The sequence below is a fragment of the Aeromonas oralensis genome, assembly GCF_049665575.1.
GTDB lineage: Bacteria > Pseudomonadota > Gammaproteobacteria > Enterobacterales > Aeromonadaceae > Aeromonas > Aeromonas hydrophila.
Genome location: NZ_CP187186.1, coordinates 3,662,006 through 3,678,091, shown reverse-complemented (window position 1 = coordinate 3,678,091; position 16,086 = coordinate 3,662,006). Strand labels below are relative to the sequence as shown.

10 protein-coding genes, 1 pseudogene and 1 riboswitch are annotated in these 16,086 nt (G+C 60.7%); of the genes and pseudogenes, 4 read left to right on the top strand and 7 right to left on the bottom strand.

Annotated elements, in window-relative coordinates:
• The first annotated feature begins 70 nt into the window (after positions 1 to 70).
• A riboswitch (cyclic di-GMP riboswitch) is annotated at positions 71 to 156 on the top strand.
• A gap of 148 nt (positions 157 to 304) precedes the next feature.
• A complete protein-coding gene (locus ACPDZI_RS17015; RefSeq protein WP_438834590.1) occupies positions 305 to 3,307 on the top strand; it encodes a glycosyl hydrolase family 18 protein in 3,003 nt (1,000 codons plus the stop codon).
• 349 nt (positions 3,308 to 3,656) lie between these two features.
• Here the strand turns inward: ACPDZI_RS17015 and ACPDZI_RS17010 are convergent, their stop codons facing one another.
• From ACPDZI_RS17010 to ACPDZI_RS16980, 7 genes and pseudogenes are all read right to left on the bottom strand, one after another.
• On the bottom strand, positions 3,657 to 4,892 hold the full coding sequence (locus tag ACPDZI_RS17010) for a tetratricopeptide repeat protein (protein WP_024941433.1): 1,236 nt from the start codon (positions 4,890 to 4,892) through the stop codon (positions 3,657 to 3,659).
• Positions 4,893 to 4,903: 11 nt separating this feature from the next.
• A pseudogene (locus ACPDZI_RS17005) lies at positions 4,904 to 5,540 on the bottom strand (energy transducer TonB).
• A gap of 16 nt (positions 5,541 to 5,556) precedes the next feature.
• Positions 5,557 to 5,964: an ExbD/TolR family protein gene (locus tag ACPDZI_RS17000; protein WP_010633018.1), complete on the bottom strand. Its 408-nt coding sequence runs from the start codon at positions 5,962 to 5,964 to the stop codon at positions 5,557 to 5,559.
• Positions 5,965 to 6,031: 67 nt separating this feature from the next.
• Positions 6,032 to 6,559 (bottom strand): MotA/TolQ/ExbB proton channel family protein, encoded by a 528-nt coding sequence (locus tag ACPDZI_RS16995; RefSeq protein WP_016351823.1) that lies wholly within the window; start codon positions 6,557 to 6,559, stop codon positions 6,032 to 6,034.
• A 10-nt stretch (positions 6,560 to 6,569) separates the two neighbouring features.
• Positions 6,570 to 7,943 carry a MotA/TolQ/ExbB proton channel family protein gene (locus ACPDZI_RS16990; protein WP_017410944.1) on the bottom strand — a complete coding sequence of 458 codons (1,374 nt, stop codon included), beginning with the start codon at positions 7,941 to 7,943 and terminating at the stop codon, positions 6,570 to 6,572.
• The gene (locus ACPDZI_RS16985) at positions 7,940 to 8,704 is read right to left on the bottom strand and encodes a DUF3450 domain-containing protein (RefSeq protein WP_016351821.1); all 765 of its coding nucleotides are present in this window, start codon (positions 8,702 to 8,704) and stop codon (positions 7,940 to 7,942) included. The genes ACPDZI_RS16990 and ACPDZI_RS16985 overlap by 4 nt, the downstream gene beginning before the upstream one ends.
• Before the next feature lie 110 nt (positions 8,705 to 8,814).
• Positions 8,815 to 11,370, bottom strand: a complete 2,556-nt coding sequence (locus ACPDZI_RS16980) for a TonB-dependent receptor (protein WP_168966525.1) — start codon at positions 11,368 to 11,370, stop codon at positions 8,815 to 8,817.
• Between the two features lie 737 nt (positions 11,371 to 12,107).
• Between ACPDZI_RS16980 and ACPDZI_RS16975 the strand changes: the two genes are divergently transcribed.
• From ACPDZI_RS16975 to ACPDZI_RS16965, 3 genes are all read left to right on the top strand, one after another.
• On the top strand, positions 12,108 to 13,133 hold the full coding sequence (locus ACPDZI_RS16975) for an ABC transporter permease subunit (RefSeq protein WP_024943518.1): 1,026 nt from the start codon (positions 12,108 to 12,110) through the stop codon (positions 13,131 to 13,133).
• An 8-nt stretch (positions 13,134 to 13,141) separates the two neighbouring features.
• A complete protein-coding gene (locus ACPDZI_RS16970) occupies positions 13,142 to 14,185 on the top strand; it encodes an ABC transporter permease (protein WP_026080473.1) in 1,044 nt (347 codons plus the stop codon).
• A gap of 82 nt (positions 14,186 to 14,267) precedes the next feature.
• Complete coding sequence (locus tag ACPDZI_RS16965; protein ID WP_438833520.1) at positions 14,268 to 16,085, top strand: extracellular solute-binding protein; 1,818 nt, start codon at positions 14,268 to 14,270, stop codon at positions 16,083 to 16,085.
• Position 16,086 lies beyond the last annotated feature (1 nt).

Below are 16,086 nucleotides of genomic sequence, written 5' to 3'. Positions count from 1 at the left end.
ATTTTTCCTCGAGAATGAAGATTGAGACTCGGCTGGTTGATTCCTATACTCGGCTTGTTCCTCACGGAACCCAGGTAAAGGGCAAACCGGTCGAGATGCCGGGACGCAATGCCTCCGGTCTTCAGATCGCGCGATCCAGATAGCGGGGCTTCCCAGGGTGAGGGTGACGTTTGTGGCAGGTCCATTGCCAGTTGTCTGCGCCCATCACACAGGTTGCGCTTGTTCTTTGCCTTGGTGACCAATGCCAAGACAAAACAAGGAAGATAACAATATGCAACAGACCCTAAGGCCCAGCAGGCTTGCCATGCTGGTGGCTTTGGCTGCCATGCCCGCCTGGGCACAGGCTGCCTATCCCGCCTATCAGGCCGGTACTGCCTACAAGGCCGGCGACATCGTCAGCAACGTCGGCAATCTCTATGAGTGCAAAGAATTTCCCTACTCCGGCTGGTGCGGGGCCTCGCCCTATCACTACGCTCCCGGAGTGGGGGTGGTCTGGGCCGATGCCTGGAAGCTGTATGGCGGGGACGTGCCGCCCCCGGCACTCGGCGTAGCCGTCAGCTCGCCAGCTGCCGGCGCCAGTTTCAACGAGGGGGCCAGCGTCGCGCTGGTGGTGACCCTGAGCGGCCCGGTGACGGCGCTGGTTCGGGTGGAATACCTCATCGACGGCAAGCTGGTCGCCACGGCGAGCGCCTCGCCCTGGAACGGCAGCTGGAGTGCCGCCGGTGTCGGCGCCCATGCCCTCAAGGCACGGGCATTGGATAAAGATGGCAAGGTGCTGAGCGAGGCGGATTCGAGCTTCAACGTCGCCGCCGTGGTGGCGCCGGAGGCGCCCAAGGTGAGCATCAGCAGCCCGGCCAGCGGCGCCAAGGTGACCCTGGGTCGCAGCGTGGCGGTGAGCGGCAACGTCACCGATGCCAACAACGACGTCGCCAGGGTCGAGCTGTTCGTCGATGGCAAGAAGGTGGGTGAAGACACCAGTGCCCCCTGGCAGGTGAACTGGACGCCCCAGAGCAAGGGGCTGGCCGGCCTCAAGCTGGTGGCGACCGACAAGGAGAACCTGAGCGGCGAATCGAGCCAGGTCGACGTACAGGTGGAAGAGGCAGCCCTGCCGCCCACCGGTGGCAACCTCTCCTGCGACATTCGCCAGATCTACCGCCCGGACGGTTACGAGTGCATGGGGGATGATCACGCCCGTCGGGTCATCGGTTATTTCACCTCCTGGCGTACCGGCAAGAACGGCTTGCCCTCCTATCTGGTGAGCGACATCCCCTGGGACAAGATCACCCACATCAACTACGCTTTCGCGGCGGTGGACGAGCAGAGCCACACCATCAAGGTGGACGACTCGGCGACCAAGATGACCTGGGACGGCGTGCCGGGTGCCGAGATGGATCCGGAGTTTGCCTACAAGGGCCACTTCAACCTGCTGTCGAAGTACAAGAAGCAGTATCCGGACGTGAAGACCCTGATCTCGGTGGGGGGCTGGGCCGATACCCGCGGCTTCTATACCGCTACCACCAAGGGTGACTGCTCGGTCAACAATGACGGCATCAACGCCTTTGCCAACTCGGCGGTGAGCTTCATCCGTCAGTACGGCTTTGACGGGGTCGACGTCGACTACGAATACCCCACCTCCATGAAGGATGCGGGCAACCCCAATGACTTCCCGCTATCCAACCAGTGCCGCGGCAAGCTGTTTGCCAACTACAAGGTGCTGATGCAGACCCTGCGCAACAAGCTCGACAGCGCCGGCAGCGAGGATGGTCGCAAGTACATGCTGACCATCGCCTCGCCGGCCTCGGCCTACCTGCTGCGCGGCATGGAGAACTTCCAGGTCACCCAGTACCTCGACTACGTCAACCTGATGACCTACGACTTCCACGGCGCCTGGAACAACTTCGTCGGTCACAACGCGGCCCTGTTTGACAACAAGGCTGATGCCGAACTTGCCCACTGGGGCGTCTATACCCAGAGCCAGTTTGGCGGCATCGGCTACCTCAACGCGGCCTGGTCTGCCCACTACTTCCGTGGCGCCCTGGCGGCCGGCAAGATCAACGTGGGCGTGCCTTACTACACCCGCGGCTGGCAAGGGGTCAGCGGTGGCACCCACGGCCTGGCCGGCAAGGCAGCCCTGCCGAGCCAGAGCGATTGTCAGCCGGGCACCGGTGGCAGCACCATTCCGTGCGGCAACGGGGCGGTCGGCATCGACAACATCTGGCACGATCTCGACAAGAACGGCAAGGAGATCGGCGGTGGCGCCGTGCCCATGTGGCATGCCAAGAACCTGGAGAACGCCGCCAGCCTGGGTATCACCACCATGCCGAGCTACGGCCAGGCCTGGGGGCTGGATCCCAACAACCCGGCCCACGTGATGCAGGGCAAGTACGTGCGTTACTACGATGACAAGGCGCAGGCGCCTTGGCTGTGGAACGAAGAGAAGAAGGTGTTCCTCTCCACCGAAGATGAAGAGTCCATGGGCCACAAGCTTGACTACATCATCAAGCGGGGCCTGGGCGGGGTCATGTTCTGGGAGATGGCGGGTGACTACGCCTTCGATCCGGCCAAGAACGAGTACGGCATGGGCAGCATGCTGACCACGCTCGCCTACGAGAAGTTTGCCAAGGCGACCAAGTACAACACCAAGCAGAACGATCTGGCGGCGCCAACCGCCCAGCTCGACATCGCGGTGAGCCTCTCCGGCTTCAAGGAGGGGGATTCCAACTACCCGATTAACCCGACCCTGAAGCTCACCAACAACTCGACCCAGACCATTCCGGGCGGTACTCGCATCGAGTTCCTGGTGCCCACTTCCACCTCCGACACCATCACCGACCAAAGCGGGATGGGACTGAAAGTGGTGGAGAGCGGTGGCAACCAGAACTCCGACGGCATCGCGGGCGAGAAGGACTTCCACAAGGCGGCCTTTACGCTGCCGACCTGGAAGGCGTGGGCGCCGGGCAGCGACGTGGAAGTGGCGATGACCTACTATCTGCCGGCCGCCGGTGTGCCGAGCGGTATCCGCATCATCAGCGGCACCCAGACCGCCGGTCTCAAGGCTGAGTTCCCGACCCTGCCGGAGGCCGTATTGGGCAGCAGTGGTGGCGGCGAGAACCCGGGCGGCGCCACCTGCAGCAGCCAGAACGTCAACCCGGCCGCCTACAAGGCCTATCCGACCTGGCCGCAGGGGGATCACGCCAACGGCGGTGACCGGATGACCAACAACAAGGCGGTGTGGCAGGCCAACTGGTGGACCAGCAGCGAGCCCAAGGCGGGCGACGGTAGCTGGAAGCTGGTATGCAGCTACTGAGTTGTCCAGGCTGCTGTACCAGCAGCGAGCTCAGAGCTGGCGACGGCAGCTGGAACTGATATGCAGCTACTGATGACCGTTTGAGGGGCAGGCCGGCACTCTGCCTAGCCTGTCCTCTCGCAAGGCAATGACCCAATCCGGAGCCCAGGCTCCGGATTTTTTTATGGTGAGATGACAAAGGTAGAGGCATAAAAAAGACCGCTCCGGGGAGCGGCCAATTGCCACCAAGGCAATCTGCGGGGTGACCCCCTTGTTGTTGACCGGCAGGGCGGGGAGGGTGCCCGTCCTGCCGGGTGTCATTGCTTGCCATGCCGCGAACAAATGCCCCGGGCCGGCACGCCTGGGTTGCTTATTGGGTGACGGCGCCGCCCTGCTGCTCTTTCAAGAAGCTGATCCAAGGGGAAGCGCGACCACTGACGTTGCCGTTTTGGGCTGCCTGAGTGAAGGCGCTGAGCGCCTCCTTCGGTTTTTGCTGCTCAAAATAGGCGACCCCGGTCAGGAACTTCAGATCCGCCCGCTGCTCGCCGCTGGCATTGGCGGCGGGCTTGGCGGCGAATGCCACCAGATCCTGGTAGCGCTTGCTCTGGATCATCATGCGCGCCATCTTGAGCTGCAGCTCGGCGCTGGGGGCCAGCTTGTAGGACTTGGCCAGGGTATCGATGGCCGGGTCCAGCTCCTTGGCCTGGTGCCAGTAGTTGGCCAGCGTCTTGTAGTTGGCCGCGTTGCTCTCGATGGTCCCTTCCTTCATCGCCTTTTCCATCACGCGGGCGGCACGGTGGGGGATGCCGGCGAAGGCCAGGTAGTTGGCCAAACGCTGCAACTCGGCCGCCTCGGTCAGCATGCCGAGGTTGTAGGCCCCTTCCAGCGCCGCCAGCGCCTTGCCATCGTTGCCCGCCTGCATATGCATGGCCGACAGCTGGGTCCAGTACTTCTTCTTCTCCGGATAGCGGTCGACCAGCGCGGTCAGCACCTCGGTGGCCGGCTTGTACTGTTTCAGCTCGTAGTGGGCCGCCATCTTCAGCAGATACCAGGACTCCGGTGCCTTGCCCGCGGAGAGCTTGATCGCGTTGTCCACCGCCGGAATGGCTTCCCGATACTGCTTGAGCTGCACATGGGCGTTGGCCAGCGTGATGTAGGCGTGCGGGGTCGGCTTCTCGTCCTTGCCGAGGTTCGCGAACCACTGGTTCATGGTGCTGATGGAGGCCTTGAAGTTCCCCTCCGCCATGTAGAGCTGGGCCAGGTTGTAGCGCACCTGCTGGGCCACCGGCTGGGGCAGTCCGCCGGTGGCGATGGCATCGGCGAAGTACTTGGTCGCCTGACCGTACTTCTCCTGTTGCGCTGCCACGAAGCCCAGGGTCTGCAGAATGACCCCCTTGTCGTAGACCCGCTCGCCGGCGCCGGACAGCGCCTCCTGCAGCTTGGCATTGGCCTCGCCGTATTTCTTCTCGGTGATCAGTGCCTGCGCCTTGTTGACCGCGCGGTAGGCGCGGTCAGAGAGGGCGGGCTGCTCGGCGGCCCAGCCGGCGGTGCTGAGCAGCACCGCCATGGCGACCGGGGCGAGGATCAGGGTATGTAACTTTTTCATCGCCACCTTCCTTAGTTGGTCGCAAACTCGATCTCTTGCTGCATGCGGGTGGCCTGCGGCTTGCCATCCACCATGGCCGGCTTGAACGTCCATTTGGCGATGGTCTGGCGTGCTGCCTTGCCGAGGTCGTAGCTGCGGGGATCCTCTTTGACGATCCGCACGTTGCTGACGGTGCCGCGCTCGGTGACGGTGAACTCCACCAGCACCTTGCCGGAGGCGAGGCCGGCCAGCGCCGCCTTGCGGGGCATCATGGGCTCGAAGGTCGCCAACGGAATGGCGCCGTTGTTGCCGCCCATGCCGCCACCACCGCCACCGGTGCTGTAGGCACCGAGGGCGTTGCCGCCACCGATGTTGACCGGGATGTCGAGTTTGGGCATGTCCATCGGCGAGCTCTCCATCTGCGGCCCGATCCGTGCTGGCCACTTCCATCTCGGGAGGGGGAGGGGGCCGGTTCGGGGGCGGCGGCTTGGGCAGCTCGCGTTGTCTCTCTTGCAGGGTCTCCTGAGGCTTGATGCGGATGAAGTCGGTCATGCTGACGTCCTCCTTCTCCACCAACTCCCGGTGATCCGGTGTGATGAGCTTGTTCATTCCCAGAAACAGGAAGAACACCACCACACAGGAGACCGCCAACGATATCAGGTATCTCATGGTGCTCGCTCCGGCATCAGCTGCTCTTGCTCGCCGCGATGGAGATGTTCTGGACACCGGCCATGCGGATCTGATCCATGACCTGGACCACCAGACCTGAACGGGATTCGGTATCGGCCTGGATCACCACGGCGCTCTCCGGGTTCTCGGCCCGCAGCCGCTCGATGTTGGCGCGCACGGCACCCACTTCGACGATGCGCTTGTCGACCCAGACCTGGCCGTTTTCACGGACCGCGACCATGATGTTCCCCTTCTTCACCGTCTCGGCCGTGCTGGCGCTCGGGCGGTTGATCTCCACGCCGGACTCCTTGACGAACGAGGTGGTGACGATGAAGAAGATCAGCATGATGAACACTATGTCCAGCATGGGGGTCAAATCGATGGCCGCCTCATCAGCACTGCTGTCGCTGTGACGTTTTCTCATGGCAAAAACTCCTTGCTTGTTCTGTGCCCCCGCCAGAGCCGGGCCCGGCGGGGGAGTGCATCCTGCATCAACCGTGTTTCAGGTTGTCTTCCAGCTTCTCGACCGCCAGCTTGGCCTTGTGATCGAGCTGGTTGACAAAAAACAGGCCGGAAAGGGCGGCAATCATGCCCGCCATGGTCGGTACCGTCGCCTTGGAGATCCCCGAGGCCATCGCCCGCGGTGAGCCGGTGCCGGTGATGGCCAGGGTGTCGAACACCTGCACCATGCCGACCACGGTCCCGAGCAGCCCCATCAGCGGGCAGAGAGCGATCAGCACCTTGATGACCGGCATCCCCTTGTCCACCGCCATGGCCACCCGCGAGACCAGCTCGCGTCGGATCTGCTTGGCAGACCAGGAGAGGTGATCGCTGCGGGCCAGCCAAGTAGCCTTGGTTTGCTTCACCTGTTTGGGGTAGACCGCCATGAAGTAGAACCAGCGCTCCAGCAGCAGGGCCCACATCATCAGGGTCAGGAAGAACAGGGCGACCAGTACGTCGCCCCCCAATCCCAGAAACCGGCGGACCGACTCGACTTCTTCAATCAACCAGAACCACATGGATGACTCCTTACGCTGCGGCTTTGGAGGCGTGCAGACGTTCCTGGTAGCGGGCGACGAAACCGGCGCTCTGCTCTTCCAGCACCTGGATCAGACGACGGCTCTGGGTCTGCACGATGGTGTAGAGGAACAGCATGGGCACGGCGACCACCAGACCCTGCATGGTGGTGACCAGGGCTTCGGAGATACCGCCCGCCATCAGCTTGGGATCGCCGGTACCGAACAGGGTGATGGCCTGGAAGGTGGCGATCATCCCGACCACGGTACCCAGCAGACCCAGCAGCGGTGCGACCGAGGCGATCAGCTTGATGATGCTGATGCCCTTCTCGAACTTGGGCACGTTGCGCAGGATGATCTCGTCGAGCTTGGACTCCAGATCCTCGATGTTGTCGCCACGATGGCTCTGGTAGGCCCCCAGCATCTCGCCGATGGGATTGCCCTTGATGATCTGATCGGATTTGAGCTGCTTGCGCATGGATCCGCCGATGAGGGAGAGGCGAGCGCCGCAGAACAGTGCTAGCAGGGTGCCGAGTACGCCGAGCACCATGATGACATAACCCACTTCACCACCCTGGTCGATCCGCTCCTTCAGGGTCGGCGACTGCACCAGCAGGGAGAGGATCACGCCGCGGGACGGGTCGACGAAGATCGGCTTGACGCCGCCGCCACCCTGTTCAAAGTCGGCGATGGGCTCCAGCACCCCCTTGTCGGGTTGGCGGGGCAGCTGTTCGAACTTGCCGGTCTCCGGCACGAAGGTCAGGTACTTGCCTTCGGAGACGGTGTTGAACTCGCCGATCTGGGTGACGGTCTTCTCGGCCTGGTTGCCTTCGCCATAGACCACGGTGGCCGGGATCTGGCTCACCTTGCCACCGTCGACCATGCGGCTGAGGGTGGTGGTCCAGAAGGCGGTCAGGTCATCGCTGGAGGGCAGCTCCTTGCTCTCGGCCAGGCGGGTCAGCAGGGCGGTCTGCTCCGGATGCTCGACCCGGCGGGCAGAGGCGTTGAAGATCCCCTTGAACTCGCCGGCGAACTGGCGCAGCACCCCGAACATCTCGCCCATGTTGCCGGCACGCTGGCGCAGGGTCTCGGTCAGCTCGGTCAGCTGCTTGTCGTTGGCATCGAAGGTGGCCTTGAGCCGCTCACCCTTGGCCGTTTCGGCGGCCAGTTCTGCCTTGGCCTTGGCCAGCAGGGCGGCCTGCTCGTTCTTGTCGGCCAGGAAGCGGGCTTCCCGCTCCTTGTTGAGCTGGGATTCGGTGGTGCTGGCGGCCTTGACCTGATTGAGCAGGGCGTTCAGATCCACCGGTTTCTCTGCGGCGGTCACCGGCAGGGTGATCAGGGTAGCGCCCGCGATCAGCGAGGCGATGGCAAGTTTGATTCCTTTCATGATGCTTTCTCCGCAGTTTGAACCGGCAGCTTGATGAGGGCGGGAGGCGCCTGCTTCTTGGCGATGCGAAGGCCCTGTTCCACTGCACTGCGATACTCCTGGGGCAACTCTTCCCACTGACGGGTCTTCTTGTTCCACATGCCGGTCTCATTGCCGTCCGGGGACTGGTAGAGCAGGGCGATGCGGCCGACGCGCAGGAACTCATAGGTCTTCTCGCCGCCATCCTTGGCCAGGCTGGCCTTGTAGGATTCGATGGTGCGGCTGAAGCCCTCCTCGATCTGGTAGGCCTCCAGGATCTTGCGGTACTTCTCGGAGATGGTGACGTCAGCCCGGTTCATCAGGTCGGTCAGGGCCGCCACGCGATCCTCCCGCTCGACCTTCTGGAACGGCAGATCCAGCGCCACGAACTGCTCGAGGGAGTCGATCATCTTGAGCATCAGCGGCACCACTTCGGTGCTGGTCTGATCGATCTGGGCGATCTGGCGCTGCATCGAGGCCAGTTCGCTGCTCTGGGAGTCGACCATCTTGCCCACCTGCTCGTTGTAGGTACGCAGGCTGTCGACCTGACGCAAGGCGGCCTTGTACTGGGCGAGGGCGGATTCGGCAGAGTCGGCGTAGTTGTCGATCTTCTGCTGGGAAACTTTGGATGCATTGTCGGTGGCGGCTTGAGCGTCCACTGCCTGGCTGGCAGAGGCGGCACTCAGATTGAAGCTGGTCAGCAAGGCAGCAGAAACCAGGCTGCCGAGGAGCGCTTTCTTCATTGTAATTGTCCTTGTTTTCATAGGATTACCCTATCTCCGTAACTTCCTTGGACGTTGGGCAAAGCCGGCCCGACCGGGCCGGCTTGGGTTTATATCTCAACGGGAGTTGATTAGAACTTCTGGGTGTAGTCGAGGTAGACGATGCGCCCGTCGATGCTGTAGAGATCTTCGTCGTAGGTGAAGCCGTCGCTGGAGAGCGAGGGGCCTACGTTGAACATGTTCTTCACACCGGCTTGCAGCTTGCCGTTCCAGGGGGTGTCCACACCGACGTTCAGGTTCCAGGTGGTCTGGGAGGCGATATGGCCCTCTGTCTGACCATCCACGTAGTCCTGGCTCTGGGAGTCGATGTAGTTGGCACTCAGGTAGGCGTCCATGTTCCACCACTGCGGCACATTGACCCCGACACCGGAGTTGAAGCGCAGTTCAGGCTTGGCATTCCAGCCCTTCTTGTCGACCATGGGACCACCGGCGAACAGACCCTCTTCGTATTTCAGAATGTAGGTGCTGCCGAAGTCGTAGCGCACGGTTACGACGTTGAAGTCGTACTTGTAGTCAGCCTTGAAGTCCAGACCACTGGTCTTGAGCTGACCCAGGTTGACCATGCCGGCGTAAACCTGTTCCACATCGCCGTTGGCATCGCGGATGACGTTCGGGTTGCTGCCGGTGTTCAGCTCCTGATAGAACTGGGTCTGGGTGGTGGCCAGCTGGATCACGTCATCAATCTTGATGTAGTAGTAGTCCAGCGAGAGGTTGAGATCGTCGATCGGGCTGTAGGCCGCGCCGATGCCGAAGGTGTCAGCCGTCTCTTCCTTCAGGTTCTTGTTGGATTGACGCACCGTGGAGTACTGCTCTTCCGGACAGTTGGCGACACCGTTGGCCTGGCAGGAGACATAGTCCTTGGCGAAGTCGGCGGAGTCGGCATCGGCTGCATACAGATCTTCCAGGCCTGGGGCGCGGAAGGACTGCGACCAGGAGGTACGGAACAACAGGTTGTCCAGTGGCTGGTAACGCAGGCTCGCCTTGGGCGAGAAGGCGCTGCCAAAGTCGCTGTATTTGTCGAAACGACCGGCCAGGTTCAGCTCGATCTGCTCGGTGATGGGGATCAGGCTCTCAATATAGGCAGCGAAGACGTCGCGCACGCCACCGCCCGAGTTGCCGGAAGAACCGATGACGTTGCCGGCCGCAGACTGGCTGTCATAGGTGTCGGAGTAGACCCAGTCGTTGTACTCGGCCCCCAGGTACCAGCCGATGGGGCCGGCCGGCAGTTCACCCATGCTCCAGCCCAGGCCACCGTACCACTGGAAGAAGTCCATCTTGGAGGTGCGGCTGGTGTCATAGGAGAGGCTGTTGGTGGCGGCACTGGAGAACTCGCCGTTCTTGAAGTTGCCGCTGTCGACCTCCTGCTGGACCGCCGGGTTCAGCACATAGCCGGTGCCGCGGTTCTTGTTGTCGGTCTTGGAATACATGTAGCCCGCATTCCACTCCACATCGCCCACCGCTTCGGTCGGCAGGGTGCCTTCGAAGCCCAGGTTCATGCTGCCGGTCATGTCGGTGACATGGTTGTCACGGGGACCGACGTTGCTGAAGCGGTAGTAGACGGTGGCCTTGTCGCCGATGAAGCCGTTGTCGGCCAGCAGTTCGGCGCCGCCCGGGGTAGTGCCGTCGATGGAGAAGGGGCCGGCGGCCGGGGCAAAGCGGCCGAAGCTGGTGACCCGCGAGCCGATCAGCTGGGGTACGAAGTCGACGTTGTCATTGATGTGATAGCGACCGTTGACGTAGACGGTGTCCCGGGTACGGGAAGCGGTCTTGGCGGCGACCTGGGCAAAGTCGAAGCGACAGGCGGTACCGACCGGTACGAAGCCGGGGCCGGTATTGGCACAGTCGATGCCATCCAGGGTACGGGTCACGGTCTTGCCGGTGGCGGCGTCGATGCCCTTGATGTTGCGGCCATACAGGCTGGGTGCAGAGGCACCTTCACGGGCCAGGTAGTCGCGATCCTTGTAGTAGATCTCGTCCTTGACGTCGTGCTCGTAGACCATCATCAGGGCGCCTTTCTCCCCGGTGATGCCGCTGACGATGGAGCCGCTCTTCTCGTCACCACCCTCTTCGGTGGGAGAGCCGATACGGCCTTGGAATGCCAGCCCTTCATAGTCCTGTTTCAGGATGACGTTGATGACGCCACCGATGGCATCGGAACCATACAGGGCAGAGCCACCGTCCAGGTTCACTTCCACCCGCTCCACCGCCGCCATGGGGATGGAGTTGAGGTTGATGGAGCTGCCCCCCATGGAAGGAGAACCGGCGACCCGTTTGCCGTTGAGCAGCACCAGGGTGCGCTCGGAACCTAGTCCACGCAGGCCAACAGTGGCCTGGGATTGGGCTGAGCTGCCGGAGGAGGGGGAGAAGCCGCCGAAGGAGTTGTAGGAGGCCTGTTTCAGGTAGTCAGCCACGGTCTGTTGACCGGATTGCTCGATTTTGGCCTTGCTGATGGCGACGACCGGAGTGGCGCCTTCCACGTCGACACGGGAGATGCGTGAGCCGGTAACCTTGATCTTCTGGAGTTTTTCGACGTTTTGGCCTTCTTCGGCCAAGACAGGGGTGGCCACTACTGCCGCGCTCGCCAAGGCAAACGCTACGGCAGCAGAGAGTCTGCTTTTCCTAAGCATCGCTATATCCTTCCTGGTTGTTTTTTTGTTTGCTTCCATACCGCCCTCGTTGGAGCGATGCGTAAGGCTTATCAAGCTTTGACGGCTGACGTCAATTGAGGCGGTGCGGATGGGGAAGGAGAGCGCAATAAGCTGACTATGTTTTAATAGTTCTGGTTTTGCAGCGATTTATTCTGACTTGATGATATTTTACGATGTGAAATCGATGTTAAAATGAACGCTTCCCATTTTATTGATTAATTTTGAACTTATCGATAAGGGCGATGTCCCGATAGTTTTTATATTGTTAACCAAGACTTTTTCAGCATTATTTTCTGTTTTGGTAGCGTGTTCGGCTGAGGTTCAGATTGCATAGTCGAAGCGGATTTCAGCTTTTGCATATAGAGAAGGGAGTTTTATTTTGAATTTCAATTATGTCATTGTTTTGTAATCAAAAAATCCTTTGTTGAGACTGTTTTTATGGGTTTTATTTAAGTTTTAAACGTTATTTAAATTGTTCATCTCGCAGTTTTTTATCTTGAAGTTGGCTTTTTCATAAAAAACTCACAGTAAATTCCATGGTTTGCCAAAGGGGCATGTCATGCCCTTCGTTCTACTTGATTTTTGTTGCAGAGCTTTTACAGTGACCGAGCGGATAGTCTGTCAATAACCGGCTATCCAGTGAGTAATGCCAGGAAGGACAGGCCCGTCACCGGATGTGACTGGCCATAAAAGAACAACAAGGACGAGGTTCCACCATGCTGTCGTATTTCTTACGTCGGATGCTTTTGATCATCCCGACGTTTCTCGGTATCACCCTGCTCGTCTTCACCATCACCCGCTTCGTGCCGGGCGGCCCGGTCGAACGCATGCTGCTGCAAGCTCAGGTTTCTCAGAACGAATCGGGCCGCTCCAGCGGCAGCAAGGGCGCGCAGGCGCTCTCCGATGAACAGATCGAGGAGCTCAAGGCCTTTTACGGACTCGACAAGCCCATGCTGGTCGCCTATTGGGAGTGGCTGCAGAAGCTGGCGGTACTGGATCTTGGCGAATCGACCCGCTATTACGAGCCGGTGTGGGGTCTCATCAAGGACAGGTTGCCGGTGACCGCCTTCTTCGGGCTGGCGACCTTTCTGCTCAGTTATGCCGTTTCCATTCCGCTCGGGGTGGCCAAGGCGCTCAGGCACAATAGCCGCTTCGATTCGTTCAGCTCCATGCTCATCTACATGGCCTATGCGCTGCCCGCCTATGTGGTGGGGATCTTTCTTATCACCGTCTTTGCGTTCCATCTGGAGTGGTTGCCCATGGGAGGCTTCCCGGGGGACGAGTTTGACGGCATGGAGAGCAGCTGGGATCAGATCCGCACCGTGTTCGCCCATGCCCTGCTGCCGCTCATCGCTTACGCCATCGGGGATTTTGCCATCCTCACCATGACCATGAAGAACAGCCTGATGGAGAACCTCTCGGCAGATTACGTGCGCACCGCCGTGGCCAAGGGGCTGCCGTTTCGCAAGGCGGTGACCGATCATGCCATGCGCAACAGCCTGATCCCCATCGCCAGTCACTTGGGGTCGGTGCTCACCGTCTTCTTCGGCGGATCCTTTCTCATCGAAACCATCTTCAACATCGACGGCATCGGTCTGCTCGGTTACGAGGCCATCGTCGAGCGGGATTACCCCACCGTGATGGGCATTCTGGCCATCACCTCCATGCTGATGCTGGTGGGCAATATCGTCTCCGACATCTGCGTTGCCCTGGTCGATCCCCGAGTACGGTTTGGAGAGTGAGCATGAACATGAACATGAACCCTGTCACCTTAAAAAAACTCAAGCGTTTCAAATCGATCAAGCGCGGTTACTACTCCTTCATCATCTTCACCACCTTGGTGCTGCTCTCCCTGCTGGCGGAGCTTTTGGTCAACAGCCGGGCACTGATGGTGAGCTATCAGGGGGAGCTCTATTTTCCTACCTATGGCGACGTGATCCCGGGTCAGCAGTTCGGGCTCGATTACGAGTACGAGACCAACTATCGCCAGCTAAAAGACAAATTCGCCGCCGATGGCAAGGGGGATTGGGTGGTGTTGCCGCCGGTGCCCTGGAACCCCTATGAGCAGGATTTCAAGCAGGACGCCTACCCACCCTATGCGCCCAGCCTGGCCGAGCGCCATCTGCTCGGCACCGACACCAGCGGCCGCGATGTGCTGGCGCGGCTGGTCTACGGTTTTCGCATCGCCATCGGTTTCGCCTTCATCGCGCTGGTGGCCAGCTATGCCATCGGGGTCACCATCGGCTGCATGATGGGCTTTCTCGGCGGGCGGTTTGATCTGGTGCTGCAGCGCTTTATCGAGATCTGGTCCCAGGTGCCGTTTCTCTACGTCATCATGATCCTGGTGTCGCTGGCCAAGCCCAACTTCGGCCTGTTCGTGGCCATCAACGTGTTGTTCGGCTGGATGGGCATCACCTGGTACATGCGCACCCTTACCTACAAGGAGCGGGCGCGGGACTACGTGATGGCGGCGCGGGCTCAGGGGGCCGGCACCGGGCGGATCATCTTCCACCACATTCTGCCCAACACCCTGATGATGATCGTCACCCTGGCGCCGTTTGCCGTGGTGGGCAACATCTCCACCCTGACGGCGCTGGACTATCTGGGCTTCGGCCTGGCGCCGCCTACCCCGAGCTGGGGGGAATTGCTCTCCCAGGGCATCAACAACCTGGATGCCATCTGGATCGTGAGTTCGGTGGTGGCAGCGGTGAGCCTGGTGTTGATCATGGTCTCCTTCATCGGCGAGGCGATCCGCGAGGCGTTCGATCCGCGCAAATTTACCCGTTATCAGTGACCTGGGGCGGGCTTATGGCCCCGGGTTGCTCACCCTTGAATCGACAAGCCCCCAGTGCAGGGGTATGACCTGGAAGTCAAACATGAAAAATAAAATCAAATGGATTGGTGCTCTCTTTGTGCTGGTGAACGGATCCTGGGTGTGGGCGGCCAGCCTGCCTGCAGATCTCAAATGGGAGACCAACGACACCGACCCCGTGTTCGCCTCGCCCAAGGCGCTGCCCGGTGGCAGCATCACCATGTTCGTGGACAGTTTTCCACTGACGTTTCGCACCGTGGGGCCGGACTCCAACGGCGCGTTCCGCTCCTTCATCATGGATAACCAGCTGAGGCTTATCAGCTTCCACCCCAATACCGGCAACCCCATTCCGTCGCTCGCGACCCACTGGGCCATCGCGCCGGACAACCAGACCGTCTACTTCAAGCTGGATCCGCGCGCCAAGTGGTCCGATGGCAAGCCGGTGGTCGCCGATGACTACACCTTCGGCTACGAGATGATGCGCTCCAAGGACATCAAGGGGCCCTGGTTCAACAACTACTACACCACCGAAGTGGTGGCAGTGGAGAAGGTTGACGACCACACCATCCTGGTCAAGGCGGGTACCCGCAAGGCCAAGCTGGACCTGCTCAACACCACCGAGCTGTGGCCCCAGCCCAAGCACTACTACAAGCTGACCCCCAACTGGGTGAAGCAGTACAACTGGGCCGTGGTGCCCAACACCGGCCCCTACGTGATGAGCGACGTGAAGAAGGGCAAGTCCATCACCTTCAGCAAGCAGAAGGAGTGGTGGGCAAAGGACGATCGCTACAACCAGCACAGGTTCAACCTCGACACCATCAAGGTGCAGGTGATCCGCGATCACAACATCGCCTTTCGTCACTTCCTGAAAGGGGAGCTGGATACCTTCGAGATGATCCTGCCCAATTGGTGGCATGAAAAAGCGGTTACCCCCGAATACAAGCAGGGATACGTGCAGAAGGTGATGGCCATGACCGACACCAAGCAGGGCGGACAGGGGGTTCACCTCAATGTCGCCAATCCCAAGCTGGCTGACCTCAACGTGCGGCTCGGCATCCAGCACGCCTTCAACATCGACAAGATGATTAAAACCGTGCTGCGCGGCGACTATGACAGAGCCACCACTTTCGGCTCGGGCTTTGGCGAGTTCACCGACATGCAGCTGCCGGAGCGGGCCTATGACATCGCCAAGGCGCGCGACTACTTTGCCAAGGGCGGTTACGCCAAGCCGGGGCCGGACGGCATCCTGCAAAACGACAAGGGGGATCGGCTGACCCTGGCGCTCACCTACACCAGTCAGGAGCACTCCAAGCGTTTGACCGTGCTCAAAGAAGAGGCCAAGAAGGCGGGCCTGGATCTGGAGCTTAACCTGGTGGACGGCGCCACCGGCTTCAAGGCGATGCTGGAGAAAAAACACGAGGCGGCCTGGCTTGGTTGGGGCGGCGGTGGCCTCTACCCGCAGTACTGGGAGTCGTTCCACTCGGCCAATGCCAACAAGCCGCAGACCAACAACCTGTTCAACGTGGCTGACAAGGAGCTCGATGGGCTGATCGATGCCTACAACGTCGAGTTCGACATGACCAAGCGGGCCGAGCTCTCCCGCCAGATCCAGCAGCGTATCTATGATCTCGCCATCTTCGTGCCCGGGGTGCAGCTCAACTACGTGCGGGCCAGCAGCTGGCGTTACGTGATGCTGCCCGAGGTGCCCGCCACCAAGAACACGCCGGATCTGCTCTACTGGCCCATGGACGGCTATCCCCACAGCAGTGGCGGCCTGCTCTGGCTCGATCCCAAGGTGAAGGAAGAGACCCTGAAAGCCAAGGAGGCAGGGGAGGCGCTGGCGCCCATCAACCTGCTCGACAAGACCTATGCACGTCACTGAT